Raw genomic sequence first — 25,340 nt, 5'->3', positions numbered from 1 at the left:
CTGTTTCTTCAAGCCGGCTCACCTCCCTCGTCAAAATCACCGGCACCGCCGGTCTGTGAATTAAATACTTCCTGATAGATAGCGTTGGTCTTAAGAAGCTCCTCGTGAGTGCCGAAACCGTTGACTGTACCGTTATCCATGACAATAATGCGGTCAGCATTCTGGATACTGGAGATACGCTGTGCGATGATCAGCTTGGTAGTATCCGGGATATCTTCTGCAAAAGCACGTCGGATCCTTGCGTCAGTGGCTGTATCAACTGCACTTGTGGAGTCGTCCAGGATCAGTATCTTAGGCTTCTTCAGAAGGGCACGTGCAATACAGAGACGCTGTTTCTGGCCACCGGAAACATTGGAACCACCCTGTTCAATGAAGGTGTTGTATTTATCCGGCATTTTTTCGATGAAATCATCGGCACAGGCAAGCTGGCATGCACGGCGGCATTCTTCCTCTGTGGCGTTTTTGTCACCCCAGCGGAGATTTTCAAGAATGGTTCCTGAGAAAAGTACGTTTTTCTGAAGGACTACGGAAACCTGGTTTCTCAGAGTTTCCAGATGGTATTTACGGACATCAATGCCACCCACGCAAACCGAACCGTCAGTTACGTCATAAAGACGGCTGATCAGGTTTACAAGGCTGGACTTGGCACTTCCCGTACCGCCGATGATTCCGATAGTTTCGCCGGAACGGATTGAGATATTGATGTCTTTGAGAACAGGCTCTTTGCTGTCTTTTTTGTAGCTGAAGTCAACATGGTCAAAAGTAATGCTTCCGTCCGGGACTTCTGTTACAGGATTCTCCGGGTCTGTAATGTCAGCGGTGTCATTGATAACTTCTGTGACACGTTCCGCACTTGCAATACTCATTGTTACCATAACAAAAACCATGGAAAGCATCATAAGACTCATGAGAATATTCATGCAGTAGGTGAGGAGACTCATAAGTTCACCTGTAGTCAGAGAGCTTCCTACGATCATTTTGGCTCCAAGCCAGCTGATACCAAGGATACAGGCATAAACAGTAAACTGCATCAGAGGCATGTTCATGACAACGATCTTTTCAGCGCTTAAGAACATTTCGTATACTTTATTGCAGGCTTTCTGGAATTTACTGATTTCGTAATCTTCACGGACGTAAGCCTTGACAACACGGACAGCACCGATATTTTCCTGTACACTTGCGTTCAGGTCGTCATATTTACGGAATACGGCCTGGAAATATACAGTAGCTTTTCGCATGATAAAGATCAGGCAGCCTCCAAGGAAGATAACTGCAACAAGATAGATGCTTGCAAGCTTCGCATTGATAAGAAATGCCATGACCATGGCACAGATCAGGCTGGCCGGTGCACGGGTGCACATGCGCAGGATCATCTGATAGGCATTCTGCAGATTGGTGACGTCTGTTGTAAGACGGGTGATCAGACCGGCAGTGCTGTACTTGTCGATGTTAGAAAAAGAAAAGGTCTGGATGTTGGTGTACATGGCTTTCCGGAGGTTTCTGGCAAAGCCGGTTGATGCCAGTGCTCCGTATTTTCCGCCCATGACACCGGCCCACAGGCCGCACAGGGCAAGAGCTGTCATAATTGCACCCATCCGATAGATATGGCCGATATTTCCGACTTCCACACCTTTATCAATAATGGAAGCCATGGACAGGGGGATCAGAGTCTCAAAGAGAACTTCGAGGATCATAAAAAAAGGCGTGAGAAATGATGCCTTTTTAAATTCCCTGACCTGGGCCAACAGGGTTTTGAGCATAAAAAAAACTCCTTTCTTCTACTGTTCAAAAAGATAGCACCTCAGAAAAAATAAGAGCTGCTACAGAACAGATGTATTGTCCAGATATTATTATCAGGGAAAATATTTTTAATGTCAAGATAAATGTGTGTGAAAAGCTTGACATAATTCGGGTTAAGCGGTATATTAAAAGTTAATATTCACCTGTAAAATAGGGAAATAATGTGTGATTCAGATCCCTTGTTGCAGCAGAGTCGATGAACCCTGGAACTGCTATAGGGTTATATAGGATAACCGGATCAGGCAGGTTTCTGTGGGATTGCGAAAAGCAATAAACAGTGAGAAAAGCAGATATTCGGTTATAAAAAAAGCAGTGAACGCGGATTTTTATCCGCTGGAATTTATGTGAGGGAGGATTTTATATGGAAATCAGACAGTCAGCAGAGGATTATCTGGAATCAATTCTGGTTTTATCCAAGAAAGGCGGAGGGGTCCGTTCTATTGATATTGCTACCAGACTTGGCGTTTCCAAGCCAAGTGTCAGCCACGCGATGAAACTTCTCCGTGAGGATGGTTATATTGCAATGGACCGTTACGGCACTGTAACACTTCTGGAGAAAGGCGCAGAGATCGCCAACCAGATCTATGAGCGTCATACAGTCCTTTCCAAGATGCTTGAGGGACTTGGCGTTCCGTCCGATATTGCACTTGAGGATGCCTGCAAGATGGAGCATGATATCAGTCAGGAGAGCTTTGAGAAGATCAAGGCACATTATAATAAATTCGTTAAGAAAGAAGAAACAGAGGCAAAATAAAAAGCGTAAGCTTACATAAAAAAAGAAGTGTATGAGAGTTGGATGCTGAAAACTTTCATACACTTCTTTTTTAAGGTGATTTCCGGGAGTGCTATAGTTTATTTTGCAGTGTTTTTCTCAGGCAGCTGTGCCAGAATTATGGCCGCAAACATGATGACGCATCCGATCAGCTCTTTTAAGGAAAGCTTCTGTCCAAGGAGCATCCAGCCGGCGAGCACGGAGATGCAGGACTCCAGGGAAAGGATCAGGGAAGCTACTGTCGGGTTTACATTTTTCTGGCCTACAATCTGCAGGGTGTAGGCAACACCACAGGACATGATGCCGGCATACAGGATTGGAAGCCACGCGGTAAGGATAGAGGAAACCTGAGGGTGTTCCAGGATCAGAGCCGGGATCATGGACAGGATTCCGCAGACCAGAAACTGGATGCAGGAAAGCTTTACCCCGTCTGCTTTCGGGGAAAAATGATCAATGACCAGAATGTGCAGGGAAAAGAGAAAAGCACATATCAGCACCAGAATATCTCCGAGTCCAATGGAAAAACCGTCCGTGATGCAGAGAAGATAAAGTCCGACCAGAGCCATAACAACGGCTGCCCAGATAAAAGGGCTGCATTTCTTTTTCAGGAAAAGTCCGATGATCGGGACAATGACAATGTAGCATGCAGTGATAAAACCGGCTTTTCCGACAGTTGTGTACTGGATACCGAACTGCTGGAAGCTGCTGGCAGCAAAGAGGGCGGCTCCGCAGGCGATTCCGCCCGTCCACAGGTCGCGGCGGTTATATGGAGTGGCAGACGAAGCTTTCTTTGAGGGCTCTAATGAGGAGTCCGGTATTACGGAATCTGTGCCAGCAGATGAATTATTTCCGGAACGGTTCAGGATAAAGAGCACCGGTACCAGAACAGCGGCACCGATCAGGGAACGCACGCCGTTAAAGGTAAAAGGGCCGACATATTTCATACCAACACTCTGGGCTACAAAGGCGATTCCCCAGATAGTGGCAGCCAGGAGCAGACAGAGAGAATTTTTCAGAGGCATTTTCTGTGAGTTCATGATAAAAAATCCTTTCGTTTATTATGAGATCGAAGCGATATATAACAAAAGACCCCGGGGAACTTATATAGCTTCCCGGGGCATTTTTATGATCTGTCGAAGCAGCCTTCGGCAAAATCAGTTCTGATTCTGGTTGTTCTTAACTTCTGCAAGCTTCATAGCACGAACCTTCAGCGGCAGACCGAATAATGTGATGAATCCGTCAGCATCATGGTGGTCATACATATCGCCGGTTGTAAAGGAAGCAAGGGACTCATTGTAAAGGCTGTACGGAGAAGTTGTACCATTTTTGATGATGTTGCCTTTGTAAAGCTTGAATTTAACTTCACCTGTAACATATTTCTGAGTGGACTCAACAAATGCCTGGATAGCCTCACGAAGAGGTGTATACCATTTTCCTTCGTAAACAACCTGTGCAAACTGGCTGCCAAGTTTCTTCTTGGCTTCCATTGTTTCACGGTCAAGAATCAGCTCTTCAAGCTGGTCATGAGCTGCCATCAGGATTGTTCCGCCAGGAGTCTCATAAACACCACGGGATTTCATACCAACAACACGGTTCTCAACGATATCTACGATACCGATTCCGTTCTCGCCGCCAAGCTTGTTAAGCTCTGTGATGATTTCGGAAACCTTCATTGCTTTTCCGTTAAGAGTCTTCGGAACACCCTGCTCAAATGTCATGGTAATCTCAGTTTCTTTATCCGGAGCCTTCTCAGGAGTTACGCTTAATACAAGCATGTCGTCATAGTTTGGAGCCTGGGATGGATCCTCAAGCTCAAGTCCTTCATGGCTGATGTGCCAGAGGTTTCTGTCACGGCTGTAGCTGTGGCTTGCATCGAATGGAAGAGTGATGCCGTGAGCTTTACAGAATTCGATCTCATCCTCACGGGACTGCATGGTCCACAGATCTGTCATACGCCATGGAGCGATGATCTTGATGTCAGGAGCAAGAGCTTTAATACCAAGCTCAAAACGGATCTGGTCATTTCCTTTACCTGTAGCACCGTGGCAGATAGCAACTGCGCCTTCTTTACGTGCGATCTCAACAAGTTTCTTGGCGATGACCGGACGGGCCATGGATGTTCCGAGAAGGTAAGAATGCTCGTAAACAGCACCGGCTTCTACACATGGCATAATGAAGTCATCGCAGAACTCATCAACGATATCTTCGATATATAATTTGGAAGCGCCGGACATTTTGGCTCTTTCTTCAAGACCGTCCAGCTCGTTTCCCTGTCCGCAGTTTACACAGCAGCAGACAACGTCATAGTCAAATGTTTCTTTCAGCCACGGGATCAGGGCTGTGGTATCAAGACCACCGGAATACGCTAAAACAACTTTTTCTTTCATAATATATGTCCTCCTGAGATTTTTTGGAATTTTGTATCGTTCCGGAATATTTCCGGGACGGTGAGATTTCTTTAATTTTATCCGGAAAAATTATGCTGTTTTATAACTTTACCAGAGTGAATAAATATTCATGAACAGCAATACAAAATTTTCTGCTGTCCTGTTGACATGGCTTAATATACACCAGATTTTATAAATATGCAAGAGATAATTTGAAAAATATAAAAATAATTTTGCATAAAAATACAACATAAAATAAGGATTATTATAAGAAAATACAAGAAAAACAGAAAAGACCGTGAAAAATCAAAGAAAATGACTATTGCATAATATGCACAGAAGATGTATAATCTATCCATTGACAAGGCGGACATAAGAAACGCCTTTTTACTGAGACCGTAAGAGATACGGCAGAGGAGGAATGTGAAAGATGGTTAAAGCAGGAATTATCGGTGCTACAGGATACGCCGGAAATGAGATCGTAAGACTTCTTCTTGGACATAAGGATGTTGAGATCAAGTGGTTCGGATCCCGAAGCTATATAGATCAGCAGTATGCAGATATTTATCAGAACTTTTTCAAACTGGTAGATGCCAAATGTATGGATGACAATATGGCAGCACTTGCAGATGAGGTAGATGTGATCTTTACCGCAACACCGCAGGGTCTGTGTGCATCCCTTATTAATGAAGAAATCCTTTCTAAATGTAAGGTGATCGATTTAAGCGCGGATTTTCGTATTAAGGATGTGAAGAAATATGAGAAATGGTACGGAATCGAGCACAAATCCCCGCAGTTTATTGAGGAAGCTGTTTATGGCCTCTGCGAGATCAACCGTGAGGATATCAGGAAGGCAAGACTGATCGCCAACCCGGGATGTTATCCGACATGTTCTACATTATCTATTTACCCATTGTTAAAGGAAGGTCTTATTGATCCGAACACGATCATCATTGATGCCAAGTCCGGAACATCAGGCGCAGGAAGAGGAGCGAAAGTTCCGAATCTTTACTGCGAAGTCAATGAGAGCATCAAGGCATATGGTGTTGCAACACACAGACATACTCCGGAGATCGAGGATCAGCTTGGATATGCCTGCGGACAGGAAGTGATGATCAACTTTACACCACATCTTGTTCCGATGAACAGAGGAATTCTGGTGACAGCTTATGCTTCCCTTACAAAGGACGTTACATATGAGGAAGTGAAGGCAGCATATGACAAATATTATAAAGATGAGTTTTTTGTACGTGTGCTGAACAAAGATGTATGCCCGCAGACAAGAAATGTAGAGGGCAGCAACTTTGTAGACGTAAACTTCAAGATCGACCCGAGAACAAAGAGAGTCATTATGATGGGAGCAATTGACAACCTTGTAAAAGGTGCAGCAGGACAGGCAGTTCAGAACATGAACCTGATGTTCGGATTCGATGAGAATGAAGGACTGAAGCAGATCCCGATGTGTCCGTAAATCAGACAGACTATAAATATATGTGATGGTTGCCAAAAGGCACCATCGTTGAGAGGAGATTAATATGAAGATAATTGATGGCGGTGTAACAGCTGCAAAAGGTTTTCAGGCTGCCTCAACAGCTGCACAGATCAAATATAAAGGCCGTACAGATATGGCTATGGTGTTCAGTGAAGTTCCATGCGTGGCTGCAGGAACTTTCACAACCAATGTGGTAAAAGCTGCTCCTGTAAGATGGGATCAGGATATTGTATACAATCATCAGGGAGCAAGAGCAGTGATCTGCAACAGCGGAATTGCCAATGCATGTACCGGTGAGGAGGGATTTAGCTACTGCCGTGCAACAGCAGAGGCAGCGGCAAAAGCACTTGGAATTCCGGAAGACAGCGTGCTGGTAGCATCCACCGGTGTTATCGGAATGCAGATCCCTATCGATCGTATTGCAAACGGTGTAACTGCTATGGCTCCGAATCTTAAAGGAACCCGTGAGGCAGGACTTGAGGCTGCAAAAGCCATCATGACAACAGACACCGAGAAAAAAGAAGCAGCTGTTGAGATTGAGATCGGCGGAAAAACAGTTACAGTTGGCGGTATGTGCAAAGGATCAGGAATGATCCACCCGAACATGTGCACAATGCTCGGATTTATCACAAGTGATGTGGATATCTCCAAAGAACTTCTTCAGGAAGCACTCAGTGAGGACATCAAGGACACCTACAATATGGTATCCGTTGACGGAGACACATCCACAAACGACACAGTCCTTCTTCTGGCAAACGGCCAGGCCGGCAACCCGAAGATCACAGAAAAAAATGCAGACTATGAAGAGTTCAAAAAAGCACTCAACTACGTAAACACAACCCTTGCAAAAAAAATCGCAGGAGACGGTGAAGGAGCAACAGCACTCTTCGAAGTCAAAGTTATCGGCGCAGCAACTAAGGCAGAAGCCGTAACCTTAAGTAAGTCTGTAGTGACTTCATCCCTTACAAAGGCAGCAATCTACGGCCACGATGCCAACTGGGGCAGAATCCTCTGTGCTCTTGGTTATTCCGGAGTCCAGTTCGATCCTGAAAAGGTAGACCTCTACTTCGAAAGCAAAGCAGGAAAGATCAAGATCATCGAAAACGGAGTTTCCACAGGATACAGTGAAGAAGAAGCGACAAAGATCCTCTCCGAAGATGCAGTAACAGCCATTGCTGATATGAAGATGGGTGATGCAGCAGCAACCGCATGGGGATGCGACCTCACTTATGACTATATCAAAATCAATGCAGATTACCGTTCTTAATATAAGAGCCCTGTAGAATGGTGTTCGAACGGTGTTTCGTAGCCATTCACACAGGCGCTTTGCCCGCAAAGCGGGCAACAGCCCGTTTCCCGTGGCCAGAGGGGAGGAGCGCGAGGAGGGGAAACGGTCTTTGGAACTCTGAGTGCTTCCCCTCCTCGCAAAGTTACACAGCTTACAAGCTGGAATTGATTCGGAACTTAGTTCACAGCTCCTTCAGCAAGAGAACACTAAAACCAATTAAAGAAAAAAGTACAACATACACAAAAACCTTTTTCAAACCATATCATTTTTCAAAAAAGGAGATACCACTATGGTGAATCAGAAATATCTTGACAAGGCGGAGGTTCTCATTGAGGCCCTTCCATACATCCAGCGGTTTAACCGCAAGATTGTAGTTATCAAGTACGGCGGAAGCGCAATGCTTGATGAAGAGCTGAAGCGCAACGTCATCAAGGACGCAGTTCTTCTGAAGCTGGTCGGCTTTAAACCAATCATCGTTCACGGCGGCGGCAAGGAAATCAGCCGCTGGGTTGGTAAAGTCGGTATGGAGCCACGTTTTATAAACGGTCTCCGCGTAACAGACAAAGATACCATGGAGATCGCAGAGATGGTTCTTGCAAAAGTAAACAAAGAACTGGTAACTCTGGTAGAATCTCTCGGTGTACAGGCAGTTGGTGTCAGCGGTAAGGACGGCGGCCTTCTGCAGTGCAGAAAGAAACTTTCCAAAGGCGAAGATATCGGTTACGTAGGCGAGGTAACAAAAGTTAATCCGAAGATCCTTCAGGATCTTCTGGAGAGAGACTTCCTTCCTATTGTATTTCCAATCGGCTTTGATGAGAATTTTGACACATACAATATCAATGCAGACGATGCAGCCTGCGCCATTGCAGAAGCTGTCAATGCAGAGAAACTTGCTTTCCTTTCAGATATCGAAGGTGTTTACAGAGATGCAGAAGATCCATCAACTCTGATCTCCGAGCTTCGCGTAGACGAGGCGCAGCAGTTGATCACAGATGGACATGTAGGCGGCGGTATGATCCCGAAACTGAAAAACTGCATTGATGCAATTGAGAACGGTGTAAACAGAGTCCATATCCTTGACGGAAGGATCCCGCACAGCTTGCTGCTTGAGATCTTTACAAACAAAGGTATCGGTACTGCAATTTTAAAAGATGACGGGGAGAAATATTACAATGAACATGCATGATCAGATGGAAGAATCCGAAGTTAGTATTCTTCATACATATAACCGTTTTCCGGTAGTATTTGAAAAAGGTGAGGGCTGTCACCTTTATGATTCTGAAGGAAAAGAATATCTGGATTTTGCAGCAGGTATTGCTGTAAATGCTCTTGGATATCACTATCCTGGATATGATGAAGCTCTTAAAAGCCAGATCGACAAACTGACACATATTTCCAATCTGTACTACAATGAGCCGATCATTGATGCAGGTGCGAAGCTTGTACAGGCCAGTCATATGGAGAAGGCTTTTTTCACAAACTCGGGTACAGAGGCAATCGAAGGTGCCCTGAAAGCTGCCAAGAAATATGCTTATGCAAGAGATGGACATGCAGATCATGAGATCATTGCCATGAACCATTCTTTCCATGGCCGCAGCATCGGTGCTCTTTCTGTAACAGGAACTGCACATTACAGAGAGCCGTTTGAGCCTCTGATGGGTGGTGTGAAATTTGCAGATTTCAATGACCTTGAAAGCGTAAAAGCCCAGGTGACAGATAAGACTTGTGCGATCATCGCAGAGACAGTACAGGGCGAGGGTGGTATTTATCCGGCTACAAAAGAATTCCTGGAAGGTCTTCGCAAGCTCTGTGATGAGAAGGATATCATCCTGATCCTGGACGAGATCCAGTGCGGTATGGGACGTACCGGACATTATTTTGCATGGCAGGCATACGGCGTACAGCCGGATATCATGACCTGTGCAAAAGCTCTCGGCTGCGGTGTTCCGGTAGGTGCTTTTGTCCTCAATAAAAAAGCGGCAGCATCATCCCTGGAACCGGGCGATCATGGAACTACATACGGTGGAAACCCATTCGTATGTGCAGCGGTCAGCAAAGTATTCGATATCTTTGAGAAAGACCAGATCCTTTCCCATGTACAGGGATTAACTCCGTATCTGGAGAAAAAACTTGATGAACTTGTTGAGAAATATGATTGTGCAGAAGCCAGAAGAGGAAGCGGTTTCATGCAGGGAATCGTGATCAAGGGACGTCCGGTGGGCGATGTGGTAAAGAAAGCCCTTGCAAAAGGTCTTCTTGTGATCTCAGCAGGAAGCGATGTACTCCGTCTTGTACCTCCGCTTGTCATCACAAAAGATGACATCGACAAGATGGCTGATATCCTTGCAGAGTGCATGGAATAAGTATAAACAGAAAAAGTTCTGAAATTGCTGTATAAAAAGCAGACAGAGGAACAACAAACCTGAAAACAAAGCAGCAGTATTTTTTCATGAGAAAAGTAAAATTTCGAATGTAAGATACTGCTGTTTTTATGTTGCCGGGAAATAGTTAAGCTTACCAATATATATAAAAATATATAATAGATATATCATATAATACCAAAAAATCTGATTATGGGTTGAAAAATAAACAAAACCGGGAAGCACCTACCAACAAAATGCACAAAAAAACGAGTGATTCTGAGCTTAAATTGCACATCCACACAGTTGATTTTGATACCCCATATGTTATAATTTCTCTGGTTAAAAAATTTATGTGAGGGGTGAAAATTTTGAAAAAATTATTAACCGTCATATGTACTTTTCTGACAGTATTTCTGGCATGTCCTGTGGGTGTATGGGCAGCAGGAAACAGTGAGAAAACAGCAGCTGTGCCGCTGTGGCTTTGTATTCCTTTTGCAGGTCTTCTTCTGTGCGTTGCAGTGATGCCTCTGGTAAAAGGTGAGTGGTGGGAGTCACATCAGCCGATTGTGGTTGCATTTTGGATCATTCTTATGATCATTCCGTTTGCAGTTGTTTACGGTGCCGGAAAAACTGCAGAAACAGTACTTGAGTGCGTGATCAATGATTACCTTACATTTATTATCCTGTTATTCGGATTGTTCTGTGTATCCGGTAACATTACGGTTGAAGGCGATTTTGCGGGTTCGCCAAGAGTAAATGTAGGTCTGCTGGCACTGGGAACTTTGCTTTCTAGCTGTATCGGAACTACCGGAGCCAGTATGCTGATGGTCCGTCCTGTTATTAAGATGAATTCCTGGAGAAAGAGAAAGGGTCATATCATGATCTTCTTTATCTTCATGGTATCCAACATGGGAGGCTGCCTGACTCCGATCGGTGATCCGCCACTTCTTATGGGATTTATGCGAGGCGTTCCGTTTTTCTGGAGCCTGCATCTTTTCCCGGTACTGATCTTTAATATGGTGATCCTTCTGTTTGTGTTCTATCATCTGGATATGCGTTCTTATAAGAGAGATATTGCAGACGGACGTAAACCGGACATCAGCAAGCCTGGTACAGAGTTTAAGATCGAAGGTCTTCACAACATTATTTTTCTTGTGATGATCGTTGTGGGTGTTATCTTAAGTGGTATGCTTCCAGGTATGCCGGCATTTCAGGATGCAGCCGGAAATGTAAAAGGAATCCATATTTTTGGTGAGGTTACTTTAAGTTATCCGTCGATCATCGAGATTATTTTGATCCTTGCAGCTGCGTTTTTGTCCTTTAAGACAACAGACAAAAAGATCCGTGTGCGGAACCATTTTACCTGGGGTGCGATCCAGGAGGTTGCGGTACTTTTTATCGGAATCTTTATTACCATGCAGCCGGCTCTGATGCTTCTGAAAGCAGTTGGACCGAACCTTGGAATCACCGAGCCTTATCAGATGTTCTGGGCTACAGGAGCACTGTCCAGTTTCCTGGACAATACACCAACCTATCTTGTATTCCTGACAACTGCAGGAACTCTTGGATTTACAAATGGAATTGCCACAACGCTGGGAACAGTTCCTGTGAAGCTTCTTTCCGCGATCTCCTGCGGCGCCGTATTTATGGGAGCTAATACATATATCGGTAATGCACCGAACTTTATGGTCAAGACACTTTCTGACGAAAATGGTATCAACATGCCTTCCTTCTTCGGATACATGGGCTGGTCCATTTGTTTCCTGGTACCGGTGTTTATCATCGATATGCTGGTATTCTTTTTATAAGGGAGGAGGATCAATATGCAGGAAAACAACATTCGAGAGAAATGCAGAGAGCTTGCCACCAGGCTTTACGAGCTGGACGGCGAGGTTTATGAAAGCGTAGGATCTTCCCTTGGACGTACCTTTACCGGTGACAGAGAGAGTACCATCCGGAATTTAAGTGCCCTGATGTACACGAAACCGGATGGACATCTTCTTCGAAGCGAGATGGCGCTGATCAGCAACATGGCCAGAACCATCAAGGATAAAGAGGAAAAAAGCCGTCTGATGAAGAAGTATGACGAGATCTTTCAGGAGATCCTTACACTTCCGGAAACTTTTGTTGCTACGGATATCATGGATAAGGAACGTGTGGCGCTGAACCATATGATCAAGCGGAGAGAGAAGATCTCCGAGAATGACCATCTTGTTATCTGCATCAGCCGTACACAGGGAAGTGCAGGTAATGATATCGGATTCGGACTGGCAGATAAGCTTCGCGTCAATTACTATGATGTTGAGATCTTTGACCAGGTTTTAAGAAGGCTTGAAGCAGAAAAAGGCGCAGTCAATGATGCGGAATATTTTGCGGACTTCAATAAATATGAGAAGAAGCACAGGTTTGATCCTAAGGGATGGCTCCGGGAATTTAACAGATATCATGGCCTTCCGAAACAGGATGCAGTATTTTTCAATATGAGTGATCTGATCTGTGATCTGGCTTCCAGAGAGGACTGCATCATTATGGGACGATGCGCAGATGCAATCCTGAAAAATAATCACATTCCGCACATCAGTCTGTTTATCACAGCACCTTTTGCCATCCGTGTGCAGCATGTCATGGATGTGAGAAAGATGGATATAAAACAGGCAACGCGATTCTTAAAGAAGATGGATAACCAGCACAGAAAATACTACAATTTCTATGGCGGTGCGCACTGGGGAAAACCGGATAATTATGACTTGTGTATCAACAGTGCAAGTTATGGAATCAATGAAACAGAGAACCTGATCCTGAAACTTCTGGATGATCAGATACATTAAAATCAGACAGCGTCCGGCTGGATTTTTCAAAGGCATGTCGTAAAAGAATTGAAAATAATGCTAACAGAGCTCCTGCAAAATGTCACCTGTCCGTAAGGCAGAGACATTTTTGCAGGAGCTTTTTATATATTTTTTATAAAAAATTAATTTTGATTAACTTTTTTCATTTTAGGGATTGACATTTAAAAAAACTTAGTATAAACTAACCTTTGAGTTAGAATTAACTAATTAGATGAAGTTAATTAATAGGAAGAAACGGAGGGACTTCTATGCAGCCGATTTTATTTTTACAGTCAGGTGATACCGGCACGATCAAACGTATTTCCGGAGCAGAGGATACAAGAAGATTTCTTGCAGGACTTGGATTCGTGGAGAATGCAGAAGTAACAGTCGTTTCCCAGTTTGACGGTAACCTGATCGTGAACATCAAGGATTCCAGAGTGGCAGTCAATAAGGAAATGGCGAGACACATTATGGTGTAATCGCACTGTATCTCGTAATCCGGTAATGAATTTGCCCAAGACTGTACAGGAATACAGTTGAGGATAGATTACGAACGGATCTGTAAACAGCAGAGTACGTTCAATGACAAATGAACAGCAGACAGACCTGAGAGGCCTGTTTTACTGTGACTGCTCCGCAAGATGGGCAGCTTTCAGGATCTTTGGAGGCTGATGCAGCCGAGGATCAGTAATGGATTTGGAATATAAACAGGGAGGAAAAGAGAAATGACTTTACGTGATGCAGCAGTAGGTTCTACAGTAGTTGTGTCCAAAATCACCGGTGACCCGGCTTACAAGCGCCGTATCATGGACATGGGAATCACAAAAGGCAGCGAGGTTTATATCCGCAAGGTAGCTCCTCTTGGAGATCCGGTTGAGATCACCATCAGAGGTTATGAGCTTTCCCTGCGTAAGCATGACGCAGCATGTGTGGAAGTAAAGCAGAAATAAACTTCGAAAAATGACAGAGCGGCAGGCTCTGATCTGAACAAAAAGGAGGATGCAAAATGTCTGTAACAATAGCTCTTGCCGGAAACCCGAACTGTGGTAAGACTACAATGTTCAATGCTCTTACAGGTGCTAACCAGTACGTTGGTAACTGGCCAGGCGTTACTGTAGAAAAAAAAGAAGGCAAACTGAAAAACCAGAAGGATGTAACAGTAACAGACCTTCCGGGTATCTATTCACTTTCCCCGTATACACTTGAGGAGGTTGTCAGCCGTGATTACCTTCTGAAAGAAAAACCGGATGTGATCATCGATCTTGTTGATGCAACAAACATCGAGAGAAACCTGTACCTTGCCACACAGCTTCTTGAGATTGGTATCCCGGTTGTTATCGCACTTAACATGGTGGATCTTCTTAAGAAGAACAACATCAACATCAATGTAAAAGGCTTAAGCTCCGCGCTTGGATGCCCGATCGTTGAGACATCTGCTCTTAAGGGAACAGGCCTTAAGGAGGTTGTTGATGAGGCGATCAAATGTGCTAACCAGCACAGAGTACCATCCAAACAGATGGAGTTCCCGAAAGCAGTTGAGAAAGCTGTAAACGAGATCGAGGGATTCGTTCCTGAGACGATTTCACAGGAGAACAGAAGATGGTATGCAGTTAAGCTTCTTGAGAGAGACAGCAAGGTAAAAGAAGGACTGAGCCTTCCGGCTTCTGCACAGTCTAGGATCGAAGAGATCGCTTCCAATCTTGAGAAAGCAGAGGATGATGATACAGAGAGTATCGTAACTGACGGAAGATATCAGTATATCCAGAAGGTTGTTTCCGCAAACGTTAAGAGAAGCGGAAATAAGATGACAGTTTCCGATAAGATCGACCGTATCGTAACAAACCGTGTTCTTGGTCTTCCGATCTTTATCCTTACCATGTTCATCGTTTATTATGTATCTGTAACAACAGTTGGTACTATGGTAACAGACTGGACAAACGACAGCTTTGTTGGAAGTATTCAGGGTATCGTATCGGATGGGCTTGGTAATGCTGGCGTTGCTGACTGGCTGGTAAGCCTTGTATCTGATGGTATCATCGGTGGTCTTGGTGCAGTGCTTGGATTCGTTCCGCAGATGGCGATTCTGTTCCTGTTCCTTTCCATCCTTGAGGACTGCGGTTACATGGTTCGTATCGCATTCGTCATGGACCGTGTATTCCGTCATTTCGGACTTTCCGGAAAGAGCTTTATTCCGCTCCTTATCTCTTCCGGCTGTGGAATCCCTGGAATCATGGCTTCCAAAACGATCGAGGCTGATAATGACCGTCGTCTGACAATTATGACAGCAACATTTATTCCCTGCGGTGCAAAACTTCCTGTTATCGCTCTTATGGGTGGTATCATGACAGCTTATGCAACCGGTGACTATGTAGCTGCTGGTTTCATCACACCACTGATGTACTTCATCGGTGTTGTAGCAGTTCTTGTATCTGCTATCATCCTGAAGAAAACAAAACCGTTCTCCGGTAAACCTGCTCCGTTTGTAATGGAGCTTCCGCAGTACCATATTCCGTCTGTAAAGACAGTTCTGCTTCACGTTTGGGAGAGACTGAAAGGCTTCATCATCAAAGCCGGTACAATTCTTTTCCTTGCAACAGTTATCATGTGGATCCTTTCCAGTATCGGAAATACAGGAAGCGGAATCGGATTTGTTGAGGACAGCAACGACAGTATCATGGCTATCCTTGGCGGTATCCTTGCTCCGATCTTTGCTCCTCTTGGATTTGGCAAATGGCAGCCGGTTGCAGCATCCATCTCCGGATTCTCCGCAAAAGAGTCCATCGTCAGTACAATGGGTGTTCTTGCAAACGTAGCTGGTGATGATGCAGAAGATACCATGATTGTTGGTGCAGCGATCAAAGCATGGTTCCCGACAGCAGTAGCAGCATTTTCTTTCCTGCTGTTCAACCTGCTTGATTCTCCGTGCCTTGCAGCTATTTCCACAATGGCACATGAGATGCAGTCCAGAAAATGGTTCTGGTTTGCAATTCTCTTCCAGAACATTTTTGCTTATGTTGTAACACTTTGCGTATATCAGATCGGCCTGGTTGTTACAGGCGCCGGTTCCTTTGGAATCGGAACGATCGTAGCTCTGATCTTTGTAGCAATCATTCTCTTCCTTCTGTTCAGACCAGATCCGTACAAGAACCAGAACGATGTTACAAGAAGATCAGTTCAGGCAACAGAGTAATTGATAACCGGTCATACAGCAAAGATCCGGTACATATGATAGCTTTGAAATGATACTGTGAAAACAGATGAATGATAAGAACATAGGAGGCCGGGTATATAAATACCTGGCTTTCTGTGTTATAATGAACCTGAAGAAACATGAAATTTTTTATAAAAGGATTCATCAGAAGCTGGCAGCGGCTCATAGGCTGCACAGCAAAAGAAAGGGTGACAGATATGAGTATGATAGCGGATATTATTGTACTGGCACTGGTGATCGCATATGGCGTATTTGTGATCAGTTATCTCTATTCAAGAAAGAAACAGGGGCTCAGCTGTGTCGGCTGTGCAGGTAATACACGTACAGGCGGCTGTGGCGGCGGCTGCTCCGGCCATTGTTCCGGCTGCTCCGGATGCAGCACAATGAAGAAGTAACCAGGAGGTAGAAAGATCATGGCAAATGCAATTGTCATTATCATTGTTGTTATTATTATGTTGTTTGCCGGAAAGGGTGCATATAAACATCTGAAGGGCGAAGGTACCTGCTGCGGAGGCGGCAGCAAGCCGGAAATCCCGAAGAAGAAACTGGATGGAACCAAGCTTGGTGAGAAAACCATGAAGATCACAGGAATGCACTGTGAAAACTGTGTGGCCAGCGTCACAAGAGCTATCAACCGTATTGACGGTGCGGCAGCAAAAGTAAGCCTAAAAAAGGGTGAGGCAGTGGTTTCCTACGACAGAGAGATCTCCAACGAGGAGCTGAAAAAGGTCGTTGAGGATCGGGGATATCACGTAGTTTCTATTCAGTAAAGATATACAGGAAATATAAGTTTGCCGGAGTTTCTTATCTGGCAGATCAGAGAAAGAACCTCTCGTCGAAATGCTTAAAAATATTTCGGCAAGAGGTCTTTTTTGTATGAAAAGTCAGAGTTACAATTGACTCACTAATAAACGATATTGTATAATAAAAACAGAAAAATTCAGACGGAATGAAAAAAATTCTTTCTATCCGGATGATGTGTGATGAAAACAGAATACAGCAGGAAACATACTTTGACGGCAAGGAATATCCGAGCGGTAATCGTTGTTCATCTGGCACAGTTTAACCGAATCAACTGCTATGCAGCTATTCGGCGCAGAGCTGCATAGCAAATGCGGATGATTTTATCCGTTTGGCTATGCTTTGTGAGTGGAATACGGGACTCTTTCACCTTGTGCGTGGAAGAGCTTTTTTTATGAAAAAATTTGTGGGAGCGGAAGTATTCTGTAAGGGAGGATTATATGCTGAAGATAGCAATATACGGAAAAGGCGGCATCGGAAAGTCCACAGTGACTTCCAACCTGGCGGCAGCTTTTGCAGCCATGGGAAAAAGAGTGATACAGATAGGGTGTGATCCAAAGGCAGATTCTACTATCAATCTGCTGGGCGGGGAACCACTGCGGCCGGTGATGAATTACATGAGGGAAGAAGATGAGGAGCCGGAGAGACTGGAAGATATTTCAAAAGAGGGCTTTGGCGGTGTTCTCTGTATTGAGACGGGTGGGCCGACACCTGGGCTTGGATGTGCAGGAAGAGGAATTATCGCAACTTTTCAGCTACTGGAAGATCTGAAGCTTTTTGAGACCTGGAAGCCGGATGTTGTACTTTATGATGTGCTTGGTGACGTGGTGTGTGGCGGTTTTGCAGCACCGATCCGGGAGGGATATGCAGAAAAAGTCCTGATCGTTACATCGGGCGAGAAGATGGCACTTTATGCGGCCAATAACATTTCCAGTGCTGTGAGGAATTTTGAGGACCGCAGCTATGCAAGAATCTTCGGAATCGTGCTGAACCACAGGAATGTGGAAAATGAGACTGAGAAAGTGCAGGCTTTTGCAGAGAAAAGTAATATTCCTATTGTCGGTGAGATTCCAAGAAGCGACGAGATCATCCGCTGGGAGGATCAGGGAAAGACCGTGATTGAGGGAGATGGGAGTTCTGAGATCAGTGAGAAATTTTTTGCGCTGGCGCGAAAGCTGCTAGAAAGTGATGGTGAAGCTGCAGAAGAAAATGCAGTAGAGAAAGTCATTGCTGTTTCAGAAACAGATTCAGATAAAAAGGAGGGCGTATGAAAAAGGAAGCATATTTTGCAACAGTGGAAGACCTGGCCCGGGGCGGACTGGAAGCGATTCCGTCTCAGATGATCTCCGGGAAACATCTGATCTACAGTTCTCCGGCAACTTTGGCATTTAATTCGCCAGGTGCAGAAGGATTCGGCGTGAAGCGTGCAGGGCTTGCAGTGCCGGACTCTATTATGCTCATTGTGGCACCAGGATGCTGTGGCAGAAATACATCGCTTATCAGTTCCATGCCGGAATACAATGACAGATTTTTTTACCTGATGATGGATGAGACGGATATTGTTACTGGCCGTCATCTGAAGAAAATCCCAAAGGCAGTAAAGGAGATCTGCGACTGTTGTGAGAAAAAGCCTTCTGTTGTGATGATCTGCATCACTTGCGTGGATGCACTTCTTGGAACTGATATGGAGCGTGTCTGCCGAAAAGCAGAGGAGAAGGTAGATATTCCGGTGCGGCCATGCTACATGTACGCGCTGACCCGTGAAGGCAGAAAGCCGCCGATGGTCCATGTGCGGCAGTCTCTGTATTCTCTTCTGGAACCGCAGAAGAAAAAAGGAAATGTGGTCAATCTTCTTGGATTTTTTTCTCCGCTTGTGGATGACTGTGAGCTTTACGAGCTTTTGCATCAGGCCGGGGTGAAGACTGTTCATGAGATTTCCAGATGCAGGGATTACGAAGAGTATCAGACGATGTCCCAGGCTAATTTTAACCTGGTGCTGCATCCGGAAGCCAGGTTTGCAGCGGAGGATTTTCATGACCGGCTGAAGATTCCGTTTATTGAGCTTCGAAGACTTTATCAGATGGATAAGATCGAGAATCAGTACCGTGCACTTGGGCAGGTTCTTGGAGTTGATTTTGACCAGAAAAAGTATAAGGCAGAAGCACTGGAAGCAGTGGAACAGTTCCGGGAAGACTGTCCGGATGCGGTTTTTGCAGTTGGGGAGTGCATGAACGGAGATCCGTTTGAGCTGGGGCTTGCACTGGTGAGATATGGATTTAAAGTGCCGGAGATTTACGGAACCATTACTGCTGAGAATTTTGTATACATACGGAATCTGGCAAAATTGAGCCCGAACACCAGAGTTTTTTCCAATATGGAGCCTACCATGCTGTATTACGATCCGGTTTCAAGTGGCGTGAATATTACAATAGGAAAGGATGCCGGCTATTATCATCAGGATCAGCCAAATGCAGTGTGGAACCAGGATCGTCAGCCATACGGCTACGCAGGCGTGCGAAGGCTGTTTGAGACGCTGACAGCAACGGTGAAGGGGGAAAAAGAATGAGAGGACTTCGAAAATATCTGACACCTTTCGCACCGGATCAGTCGGGCGCAGTGTCAGTTTTGTATGAACTTGGCGGGATCATCGTGATCTGTGATGCGGGAGGATGCACAGGAAATGTATGCGGTTTTGATGAGCCAAGGTGGTTTGAACGGAAAAGCGCGGTGTTCAGTGCAGGACTTCGGGATATGGATGCCATCCTGGGGCGTGATGACAGGCTGGTGGACAAGCTTGTGGACGCGGCAGAGAAAGTAGAAGCAGGTTTTGCAGCGATTATCGGAACACCGGTGCCGGCAGTGATCGGAACGGATTATCAGGCATTGAAGCGTATGTGCGAGAAAAAGACAGAACTACCTGTTCTGACTGTAGATACGGACGGAATGGAGCTTTATGATGTGGGCGAACGGAAGGCTTATGTGGAGCTTTTTAAGGGGTTTGCAAAAGAAAAGCTGCCTGTGGAGCCTGGAAGGATCGGGATTCTGGGAATGACACCTCAGGATGTCAGTGATCTTGGCGCATCAGATAAGATCCAAGAGAAATTCCGTGCGCAGGGGCTGACGGCAGTTTGCTATGGAATGGGTGATGGCCTGGACGAGGTAAAAAAAGCTTCTTCCGTGGAGAAGAATATTGTAGTTTCTCAGGCAGCTTTGGAATGTGCGAAGTACCTTAAAAAAACCTTTGGAACTCCTTATGAAGCTGGTTATCCTCTTGCGGACGAGCTGGTGCCAGATATGGATTATGCAGGGAAAAAAGTCCTTGTAGTGCATCAGCAGGTGATCGCGGATTCTATAAGAGCGGAGATCAGGAAGCGTGGCGAAGGGGCAGCAGTTACTGTGGCCAGCTGGTTTTCCATGGAAAAGGATCTTCTTGAGGAAGGGGATGTATCTCTGAGAGATGAGGAAGACTATATCGAACTGGCAGAGAGTAATGGATTTGATGTGATTTTTGCAGATCCGTGCATGAAGCGTATGACACCGGGATTTGACGGAGAATTTGTGGATGCGGTGCATTTCGCAGTGTCGGGGAAGTGCCGGTAAATAACAGGGAACGGAGAAATATATGGAGCGTGAAATTACAAAAATGATCCGTGTTTACGGGATCGTCCAGGGAGTGGGATTTCGCCCTACTGTGAGCAGACATGCCATGGCAAGGGGAATTCGGGGAAGCGTTTCCAACAAGGGACCTTATGTGGAGATTTTTGCCCAGGGAAAAGAGGGGGACGTAGATGGTTTTATTTCGGATATCGAGGAGAAACCGCCGAAGCGTGCGGCAATCCTGAAGCTTCTTGTGGAGCCTGTGGAGGACGCGCCGGAGTTTGGACAGTTTGATATTATTGAAAGCGAGAAAACGAAAGGCGAGATTTTTGTCTCTCCGGATATTGCGATCTGTGATGAGTGTAAAGAGGAGATGTTCGATCCGAAGAACCGGAGGTATCTGCATCCTTTTATCAACTGTACCTGCTGCGGGCCGAGGCTGACGATCCTGGATTCCCTTCCTTATGACAGGGAGCGGACAAGCATGAAAGAATTTCCCATGTGTCCGTCCTGTGCAGACGAGTATAATGATCCGGACACCAGACGTTATGATGCACAGCCTGTCTGCTGTAACGACTGCGGCCCGGAGGTGTATCTGATCGGAAAAAAAGAGCGGGGGCGGGAAGCAATTACTGAGACAAGGCGCGTGATCGCTTCCGGCGGAATCGCAGCGATCAAAGGAATCGGCGGTTTTCATCTCTGCTGTGATGCCACAAGTCAGGAAGCAGTAGAAAGACTGCGAAAACTGAAACGCCGGCCAATGAAACCATTTGCGGTTATGGCACAGGATCTTGAGACAGTGAAAGCCATCTGCGAAGTCAGTGAAGAACAGGAGAAGATACTTACAGGGCATCAGAAACCGATCCTGCTGCTGGATAAGACAGGAAAAGTGGATGGGACAGGGTATGACAAACATCCGGAACTCTGTGAGAGTATCGCTCCCGGAAATCCGAAGGTTGGTGTAATGCTTCCGTATGCACCGGTTCAGCTTTTACTTTTTCATTATGATGATGGAATCCAGATGCCGGAACTTCTGGTTATGACAAGCGGTAATACATCCGGTGCACCGATCTGCCGGGATGATGAGGAAGCGGTGGAAGAGCTTTCACACTTATGTGACGGCATTCTTTCTCATGACAGGAAGATCCGCATCCGGGCAGACGATTCGGTGATGGATTTTTATAAGGGGAAGCCGTATATGATCCGCCGCTCCCGTGGCTATGCACCGCTTCCGTTTATGGTTTCCACACCATGGAGCGGACAGGTGATCGCAGCAGGTGGAGAGCTTAAGAATACTTTCTGCATTGGTGTGGACAACCGCTTTTATCCATCCCCATATGTGGGGGATCTGGAAGATATTCGTACTGTAAAAGCTCTGAAAGAAACGATGGGAAGGCTGGAAACTCTTCTGGAAGTTCAGCCTGAGGTGGTTGTCTGTGATCTTCATCCGAAATATAATTCTGCAGTAGTGGCAGAGGAAATAGGGCTTCCTGTTCTGAAAGTGCAGCACCATTACGCGCACATTTTATCCTGTATGTCTGAGAATGACTGTGAGGAAAAAGTGATAGGTGTTTCCTTTGACGGAACAGGATATGGAACGGACGGAACCATCTGGGGTGGAGAGATCCTGCTGGCAGATTATCAGGGATTTACCCGTCTTGGAAGCATACGGCCTTTTATCCAGGTTGGGGGTGATGTTTCAGCAAAAGAAGGCTGGAGGATTGCTGTTTCCCTGATCTGGCAGAATACAGGAAATCTGGCAGAAACTTTATCCACTGTTCAAAAACTCGGACTTTGCACAGAACAGGAATGTAGGGTACTGGTGACAATGGCGCAGCGAAAGATCAATGCAGTGACATCCACCAGTGCAGGAAGACTTTTTGACGGAGTCAGCGCGATCCTGGGAATCCGGAAAGCTTCTACCTTTGAGGGGGAGGCATCCATGGCATTGGAATTTGCGGCTGAAGAGTGGAGAAAAAGTCCGCAGAGGAATCCGGAAACGGATAATCTGGCAGCCCCCGGCAATTTAGCAGATCTCGCAAAGAATAGTGAGGATGCCCCGGAGGATCTGAGGAAATTTATTTTAAATACTGGTGAAATCGTTCGCCATCTGACAGAAAACAGACTTGCAGGAGAGGATCCGCGGAAACTTGCGTATGAATTCCACGCAGAGCTGGCAGAGCAGATCATTGCAGCCTGTGAGGAAGCAAAGCGGCAGACAGGAATCCGTAAAGCAGCATTGAGCGGTGGTGTTTTCCAGAACAGATTGCTTCTGGAACTGGTGGACGAAGGCCTTCAGAAAAAAGGCTTCCAGGTTCTGAAGCATAGCCTGATTCCGTCAAATGATGGAGGAATCGCACTGGGACAGGCTGCGTATGGGATGGCATATCTGAACAGAAATATACGATAGGAGGCACAAATATGTGTGTAGGATTATCAGCAAAAGTAGTAAAGATCAGTGACGGCACTGCCGTTGTAGATGCAGGAGGCGCGAAGCGAGAAGTCTCCGCGCAGCTTCTGGGAGATCTGGAGCCTGGTGATTATGTAATGGTTCATGCTGGTGTGGCCATTGCAAAGATCACAGATGATGACGAAGATGAAACAGACCAGCTGATGGAGGAACTGCTGTAATGGAAGAAAAGAAAAAAACAGCGCGAGAGATCATAGAAGGTTATCAGGGGCCGCCTGTGCGGATCATGGAAGTCTGCGGAACCCATACACATGAGATATTCCGTCTGGGAATCCGTAAGCTTCTTCCACCCCAGGTGGAACTGATCTCCGGACCAGGATGTCCGGTGTGCGTGACTCCGGTAGGATTTATTGATGAGGCTGTATATCTTGCTCTGGAGAAAAAGGCAACGATCTGTACATTTGGAGATCTTGTCCGCGTACCGGGGACAAAAAAGAGCCTTGCAGATGCCAGGGCAGAAGGTGCAAAGATCCGTATTGTCTATTCCCCTGCTGATGCGGAAAAATATGCAGCAGAGCACCCGGAGGAACAGGTGGTATTTCTTTCCGTGGGCTTTGAGACCACCACACCGGCAGGATGCCTTTCAGTAAAAAAAGCGAAGGAAGACGGTATTTCCAATTATTCCCTTCTTGTGGCAAACAAAACCATGCCTCAGGCATACCAGGCGTTAAAAGGAAGTGCAGATGTATTTCTTTATCCGGGACATGTGAATGCTATCACAGGAACAAAACTCTGTGAGCAGCTGGCAGAGGACGGAGTCAGTGGTGTGGTGGCAGGTTTTACTGCGAAAGAACTGTTAACTGCACTGGCTGTTGCATTGGTACGTTTTCAGGAGGGGAAGCCGTTCTTTGTGAACTGTTATCCCCGTGTGGTGAAAGAAGAAGGAAGTCCGGAGGCACAGAAGCTGATGGAAGAGCTGATGGAACCCTGCGATTCCGAATGGAGGGGGCTTGGCGTGATCCCAGGCTCAGGACTTGTATTAAAAAAAGAATGGGAAAATTTTGACGCGAGAAAAAAATATGCAGTGCCGCCGATCCAGGGCAAACCGAATCCGGCCTGCCGCTGCGGCGATGTGCTCCAGGGAAAATGTAAGCCATCCGATTGTAAAGTATTTGGAAAAGTCTGTACCCCGCAGCATCCGGTAGGAGCATGTATGGTGTCAAATGAGGGAGCATGTTCTGCGTATTTTATGTATGGAAATTAATATCATAGAAAGAAGATGACAATTATGGACAATAAAACAGTAACCATGGCTCACGGTGCCGGAGGCCGCCAGACCTCGGAACTGATCGATGAAGTATTTAAAGCACATTTTGCAAACCCGGATCTCACTGCAGATGATGCGGCAGTTCTTGTTCCGCCGACCGGAAAAATGGCTGTGTCAACAGACGGATTTATTGTATCGCCGGCATTTTTTCCAGGGGGAAATATCGGTAAACTTTCTATCTGCGGAACTGTCAATGATCTTGCATGTATGGGAGCGAAGCCAATGTATCTCACCTGTGCATTCGTGATCGAAGAAGGTTTTCCAATGGAAAAACTGGAGGAGATCGCGTCCGCAATGGAAAAAACAGCAAAAGAAGCAGGCGTCCGGATTGTTTCCGGTGACACGAAAGTTGCGGGAAAAGGACAGGTTGACGGCGTATTTATCACTACCACCGGAATGGGAGAGATCCAGGACGGAGTCCAGGTAGGCGGTGAGCTTGCAAAACCAGGAGATGCCATTATTGTTACCGGCGATGTGGGAAGACACGGTTGTACCATTCTTCTTGCCAGGGAAGATTTTGGAATTGATGCGGATGTGACAAGCGACTGTGCACCACTTTGGGGAACTGTAAAAGAAGTGATGGATGCAACACATGATATCCATGTGATCCGTGATGCAACAAGAGGCGGCGTGGGAACTGTTCTCTATGAGATTGCAGGGCAGAGCAATGTAGGAATCCGCCTGGATGCGGCAGCAGTGCCGGTAGCTCCTGGGGTAAAAGGTGTTTGCGGAATGCTTGGTCTGGAGCCTCTTTATCTTGCATGTGAAGGCCGCATGGTCATCATGGCTCCGAAATCAGAGGCAGAGAAGATCGTGGAAGCACTGCATAAATGTCCGTACTCCAAAGATGCAGCCATAATCGGTGAAGTTACAGATGATCAGCCGGGAAAGGTTGTCATGACTACAGAAATCGGAACCCAGGCACTGCTTCCCCAGCCCGGCGGCGAGCTGCTGCCGAGAATCTGCTGACAGATAAGTTTAGAATATGAAAGGCGGTCAGGAAGAAAGATTCGCCTTTTACAGAGAAAAAATCAGCGATAGAAGCAGAGTACGATAAAATG

General features: G+C 45.9%; 22 protein-coding genes. 19 read left to right on the top strand and 3 right to left on the bottom strand.

Translation table 11 applies throughout. From position 1 onward, the window contains the following. Positions 1-8: 8 nt before the first annotated feature. The gene (locus AC04Q4_RS08800) at positions 9-1,760 is read right to left on the bottom strand and encodes an ABC transporter transmembrane domain-containing protein (RefSeq protein ID WP_476388855.1); all 1,752 of its coding nucleotides are present in this window, start codon (positions 1,758-1,760) and stop codon (positions 9-11) included. A gap of 401 nt (positions 1,761-2,161) precedes the next feature. Between AC04Q4_RS08800 and AC04Q4_RS08795 the strand changes: the two genes are divergently transcribed. Beyond that, the gene (locus AC04Q4_RS08795) at positions 2,162-2,554 is read left to right on the top strand and encodes a metal-dependent transcriptional regulator (protein ID WP_173736852.1); all 393 of its coding nucleotides are present in this window, start codon (positions 2,162-2,164) and stop codon (positions 2,552-2,554) included. Between the two features lie 98 nt (positions 2,555-2,652). Here AC04Q4_RS08795 and AC04Q4_RS08790 read toward each other — a convergent pair whose 3' ends face one another. Next, entirely contained in the window at positions 2,653-3,594 is a 942-nt protein-coding gene (locus AC04Q4_RS08790) for a DMT family transporter (RefSeq protein WP_456298179.1), read from the bottom strand. Positions 3,595-3,726: 132 nt separating this feature from the next. Continuing rightward, complete coding sequence (locus AC04Q4_RS08785) at positions 3,727-4,959, bottom strand: argininosuccinate synthase (RefSeq protein WP_015526007.1); 1,233 nt, start codon at positions 4,957-4,959, stop codon at positions 3,727-3,729. A gap of 430 nt (positions 4,960-5,389) precedes the next feature. Here AC04Q4_RS08785 and argC point away from each other — a divergent pair, with 430 nt between their 5' ends. The 18 genes from argC (at position 5,390) to hypE (ending at position 25,248) form a co-directional block, all read left to right on the top strand. Next, positions 5,390-6,430 carry an N-acetyl-gamma-glutamyl-phosphate reductase gene (gene argC, locus AC04Q4_RS08780; RefSeq protein ID WP_119238962.1) on the top strand — a complete coding sequence of 347 codons (1,041 nt, stop codon included), beginning with the start codon at positions 5,390-5,392 and terminating at the stop codon, positions 6,428-6,430. A 64-nt stretch (positions 6,431-6,494) separates the two neighbouring features. Next, the gene (gene argJ / locus AC04Q4_RS08775) at positions 6,495-7,718 is read left to right on the top strand and encodes a bifunctional glutamate N-acetyltransferase/amino-acid acetyltransferase ArgJ (RefSeq protein ID WP_173736854.1); all 1,224 of its coding nucleotides are present in this window, start codon (positions 6,495-6,497) and stop codon (positions 7,716-7,718) included. Positions 7,719-8,028: 310 nt separating this feature from the next. Further along, on the top strand, positions 8,029-8,925 hold the full coding sequence (argB, locus tag AC04Q4_RS08770) for an acetylglutamate kinase (RefSeq protein ID WP_173736855.1): 897 nt from the start codon (positions 8,029-8,031) through the stop codon (positions 8,923-8,925). Continuing rightward, positions 8,912-10,102, top strand: coding sequence for an aspartate aminotransferase family protein (locus AC04Q4_RS08765; RefSeq protein WP_173736856.1), 1,191 nt, complete (start codon positions 8,912-8,914; stop codon positions 10,100-10,102). The genes argB and AC04Q4_RS08765 overlap by 14 nt, the downstream gene beginning before the upstream one ends. 368 nt (positions 10,103-10,470) lie before the next feature. Continuing rightward, on the top strand, positions 10,471-11,910 hold the full coding sequence (locus AC04Q4_RS08760) for a sodium:proton antiporter (RefSeq protein ID WP_173736857.1): 1,440 nt from the start codon (positions 10,471-10,473) through the stop codon (positions 11,908-11,910). Positions 11,911-11,925: 15 nt separating this feature from the next. Next, positions 11,926-12,930 (top strand): cytidylate kinase-like family protein, encoded by a 1,005-nt coding sequence (locus AC04Q4_RS08755; RefSeq protein ID WP_119238967.1) that lies wholly within the window; start codon positions 11,926-11,928, stop codon positions 12,928-12,930. Between the two features lie 269 nt (positions 12,931-13,199). Next, entirely contained in the window at positions 13,200-13,412 is a 213-nt protein-coding gene (locus AC04Q4_RS08750) for a FeoA family protein (RefSeq protein WP_118062708.1), read from the top strand. Positions 13,413-13,658: 246 nt separating this feature from the next. Further along, positions 13,659-13,883 carry a FeoA family protein gene (locus AC04Q4_RS08745; RefSeq protein ID WP_118062707.1) on the top strand — a complete coding sequence of 75 codons (225 nt, stop codon included), beginning with the start codon at positions 13,659-13,661 and terminating at the stop codon, positions 13,881-13,883. 56 nt (positions 13,884-13,939) lie between these two features. Then, positions 13,940-16,123: a ferrous iron transport protein B gene (gene feoB, locus AC04Q4_RS08740; RefSeq protein ID WP_173736858.1), complete on the top strand. Its 2,184-nt coding sequence runs from the start codon at positions 13,940-13,942 to the stop codon at positions 16,121-16,123. A gap of 218 nt (positions 16,124-16,341) precedes the next feature. Continuing rightward, positions 16,342-16,539 carry a FeoB-associated Cys-rich membrane protein gene (locus AC04Q4_RS08735; protein WP_173736859.1) on the top strand — a complete coding sequence of 66 codons (198 nt, stop codon included), beginning with the start codon at positions 16,342-16,344 and terminating at the stop codon, positions 16,537-16,539. 18 nt (positions 16,540-16,557) lie between these two features. Continuing rightward, positions 16,558-16,914, top strand: a complete 357-nt coding sequence (locus AC04Q4_RS08730; RefSeq protein ID WP_173736860.1) for a heavy-metal-associated domain-containing protein — start codon at positions 16,558-16,560, stop codon at positions 16,912-16,914. 471 nt (positions 16,915-17,385) lie between these two features. Continuing rightward, positions 17,386-18,216 (top strand): nucleotide-binding protein, encoded by an 831-nt coding sequence (locus AC04Q4_RS08725; RefSeq protein WP_173736861.1) that lies wholly within the window; start codon positions 17,386-17,388, stop codon positions 18,214-18,216. Further along, positions 18,213-19,511, top strand: a complete 1,299-nt coding sequence (locus AC04Q4_RS08720; RefSeq protein ID WP_173736862.1) for a nitrogenase component 1 — start codon at positions 18,213-18,215, stop codon at positions 19,509-19,511. Before AC04Q4_RS08725 ends, AC04Q4_RS08720 begins: the two co-directional genes overlap by 4 nt. Further along, positions 19,508-20,545, top strand: coding sequence for a nitrogenase component 1 (locus AC04Q4_RS08715; protein ID WP_476388854.1), 1,038 nt, complete (start codon positions 19,508-19,510; stop codon positions 20,543-20,545). Before AC04Q4_RS08720 ends, AC04Q4_RS08715 begins: the two co-directional genes overlap by 4 nt. Before the next feature lie 22 nt (positions 20,546-20,567). After that, positions 20,568-22,952: a carbamoyltransferase HypF gene (gene hypF / locus AC04Q4_RS08710; protein WP_476388853.1), complete on the top strand. Its 2,385-nt coding sequence runs from the start codon at positions 20,568-20,570 to the stop codon at positions 22,950-22,952. An 11-nt stretch (positions 22,953-22,963) separates the two neighbouring features. Further along, complete coding sequence (locus AC04Q4_RS08705) at positions 22,964-23,173, top strand: HypC/HybG/HupF family hydrogenase formation chaperone (protein WP_173736865.1); 210 nt, start codon at positions 22,964-22,966, stop codon at positions 23,171-23,173. Continuing rightward, the gene (gene hypD, locus AC04Q4_RS08700; protein WP_173755502.1) at positions 23,173-24,216 is read left to right on the top strand and encodes a hydrogenase formation protein HypD; all 1,044 of its coding nucleotides are present in this window, start codon (positions 23,173-23,175) and stop codon (positions 24,214-24,216) included. Before AC04Q4_RS08705 ends, hypD begins: the two co-directional genes overlap by 1 nt. A 24-nt stretch (positions 24,217-24,240) precedes the next feature. Further along, on the top strand, positions 24,241-25,248 hold the full coding sequence (hypE, locus tag AC04Q4_RS08695; protein WP_178774310.1) for a hydrogenase expression/formation protein HypE: 1,008 nt from the start codon (positions 24,241-24,243) through the stop codon (positions 25,246-25,248). The last annotated feature ends 92 nt before the right edge of the window (positions 25,249-25,340 follow it).

This window comes from Blautia sp. HA8986 (genome assembly GCF_056504635.1).
The sequence above is the reverse complement of the archived record's forward strand: the minus strand, read 5'-3'. Positions and strand labels throughout refer to the sequence as shown.

Excerpts from the sequence above, each read along its gene's own strand:
- AC04Q4_RS08800 (WP_476388855.1), bottom strand. The coding sequence starts at position 1,760 with ATGCTCAAAACCCTGTTGGCCCAGGTCAGGGAATTTAAAAAGGCATCA.
- AC04Q4_RS08795 (WP_173736852.1), top strand. The coding sequence starts at position 2,162 with ATGGAAATCAGACAGTCAGCAGAGGATTATCTGGAATCAATTCTGGTT.
- AC04Q4_RS08790 (WP_456298179.1), bottom strand. The coding sequence starts at position 3,594 with ATGCCTCTGAAAAATTCTCTCTGTCTGCTCCTGGCTGCCACTATCTGG.
- AC04Q4_RS08785 (WP_015526007.1), bottom strand. The coding sequence starts at position 4,959 with ATGAAAGAAAAAGTTGTTTTAGCGTATTCCGGTGGTCTTGATACCACA.
- argC (WP_119238962.1), top strand. The coding sequence starts at position 5,390 with ATGGTTAAAGCAGGAATTATCGGTGCTACAGGATACGCCGGAAATGAG.
- argJ (WP_173736854.1), top strand. The coding sequence starts at position 6,495 with ATGAAGATAATTGATGGCGGTGTAACAGCTGCAAAAGGTTTTCAGGCT.
- argB (WP_173736855.1), top strand. The coding sequence starts at position 8,029 with ATGGTGAATCAGAAATATCTTGACAAGGCGGAGGTTCTCATTGAGGCC.
- AC04Q4_RS08765 (WP_173736856.1), top strand. The coding sequence starts at position 8,912 with ATGAACATGCATGATCAGATGGAAGAATCCGAAGTTAGTATTCTTCAT.
- AC04Q4_RS08755 (WP_119238967.1), top strand. The coding sequence starts at position 11,926 with ATGCAGGAAAACAACATTCGAGAGAAATGCAGAGAGCTTGCCACCAGG.
- AC04Q4_RS08750 (WP_118062708.1), top strand. The coding sequence starts at position 13,200 with ATGCAGCCGATTTTATTTTTACAGTCAGGTGATACCGGCACGATCAAA.
- AC04Q4_RS08745 (WP_118062707.1), top strand. The coding sequence starts at position 13,659 with ATGACTTTACGTGATGCAGCAGTAGGTTCTACAGTAGTTGTGTCCAAA.
- feoB (WP_173736858.1), top strand. The coding sequence starts at position 13,940 with ATGTCTGTAACAATAGCTCTTGCCGGAAACCCGAACTGTGGTAAGACT.
- AC04Q4_RS08735 (WP_173736859.1), top strand. The coding sequence starts at position 16,342 with ATGAGTATGATAGCGGATATTATTGTACTGGCACTGGTGATCGCATAT.
- AC04Q4_RS08730 (WP_173736860.1), top strand. The coding sequence starts at position 16,558 with ATGGCAAATGCAATTGTCATTATCATTGTTGTTATTATTATGTTGTTT.
- AC04Q4_RS08725 (WP_173736861.1), top strand. The coding sequence starts at position 17,386 with ATGCTGAAGATAGCAATATACGGAAAAGGCGGCATCGGAAAGTCCACA.
- AC04Q4_RS08720 (WP_173736862.1), top strand. The coding sequence starts at position 18,213 with ATGAAAAAGGAAGCATATTTTGCAACAGTGGAAGACCTGGCCCGGGGC.
- AC04Q4_RS08715 (WP_476388854.1), top strand. The coding sequence starts at position 19,508 with ATGAGAGGACTTCGAAAATATCTGACACCTTTCGCACCGGATCAGTCG.
- hypF (WP_476388853.1), top strand. The coding sequence starts at position 20,568 with ATGGAGCGTGAAATTACAAAAATGATCCGTGTTTACGGGATCGTCCAG.
- AC04Q4_RS08705 (WP_173736865.1), top strand. The coding sequence starts at position 22,964 with ATGTGTGTAGGATTATCAGCAAAAGTAGTAAAGATCAGTGACGGCACT.
- hypD (WP_173755502.1), top strand. The coding sequence starts at position 23,173 with ATGGAAGAAAAGAAAAAAACAGCGCGAGAGATCATAGAAGGTTATCAG.
- hypE (WP_178774310.1), top strand. The coding sequence starts at position 24,241 with ATGGACAATAAAACAGTAACCATGGCTCACGGTGCCGGAGGCCGCCAG.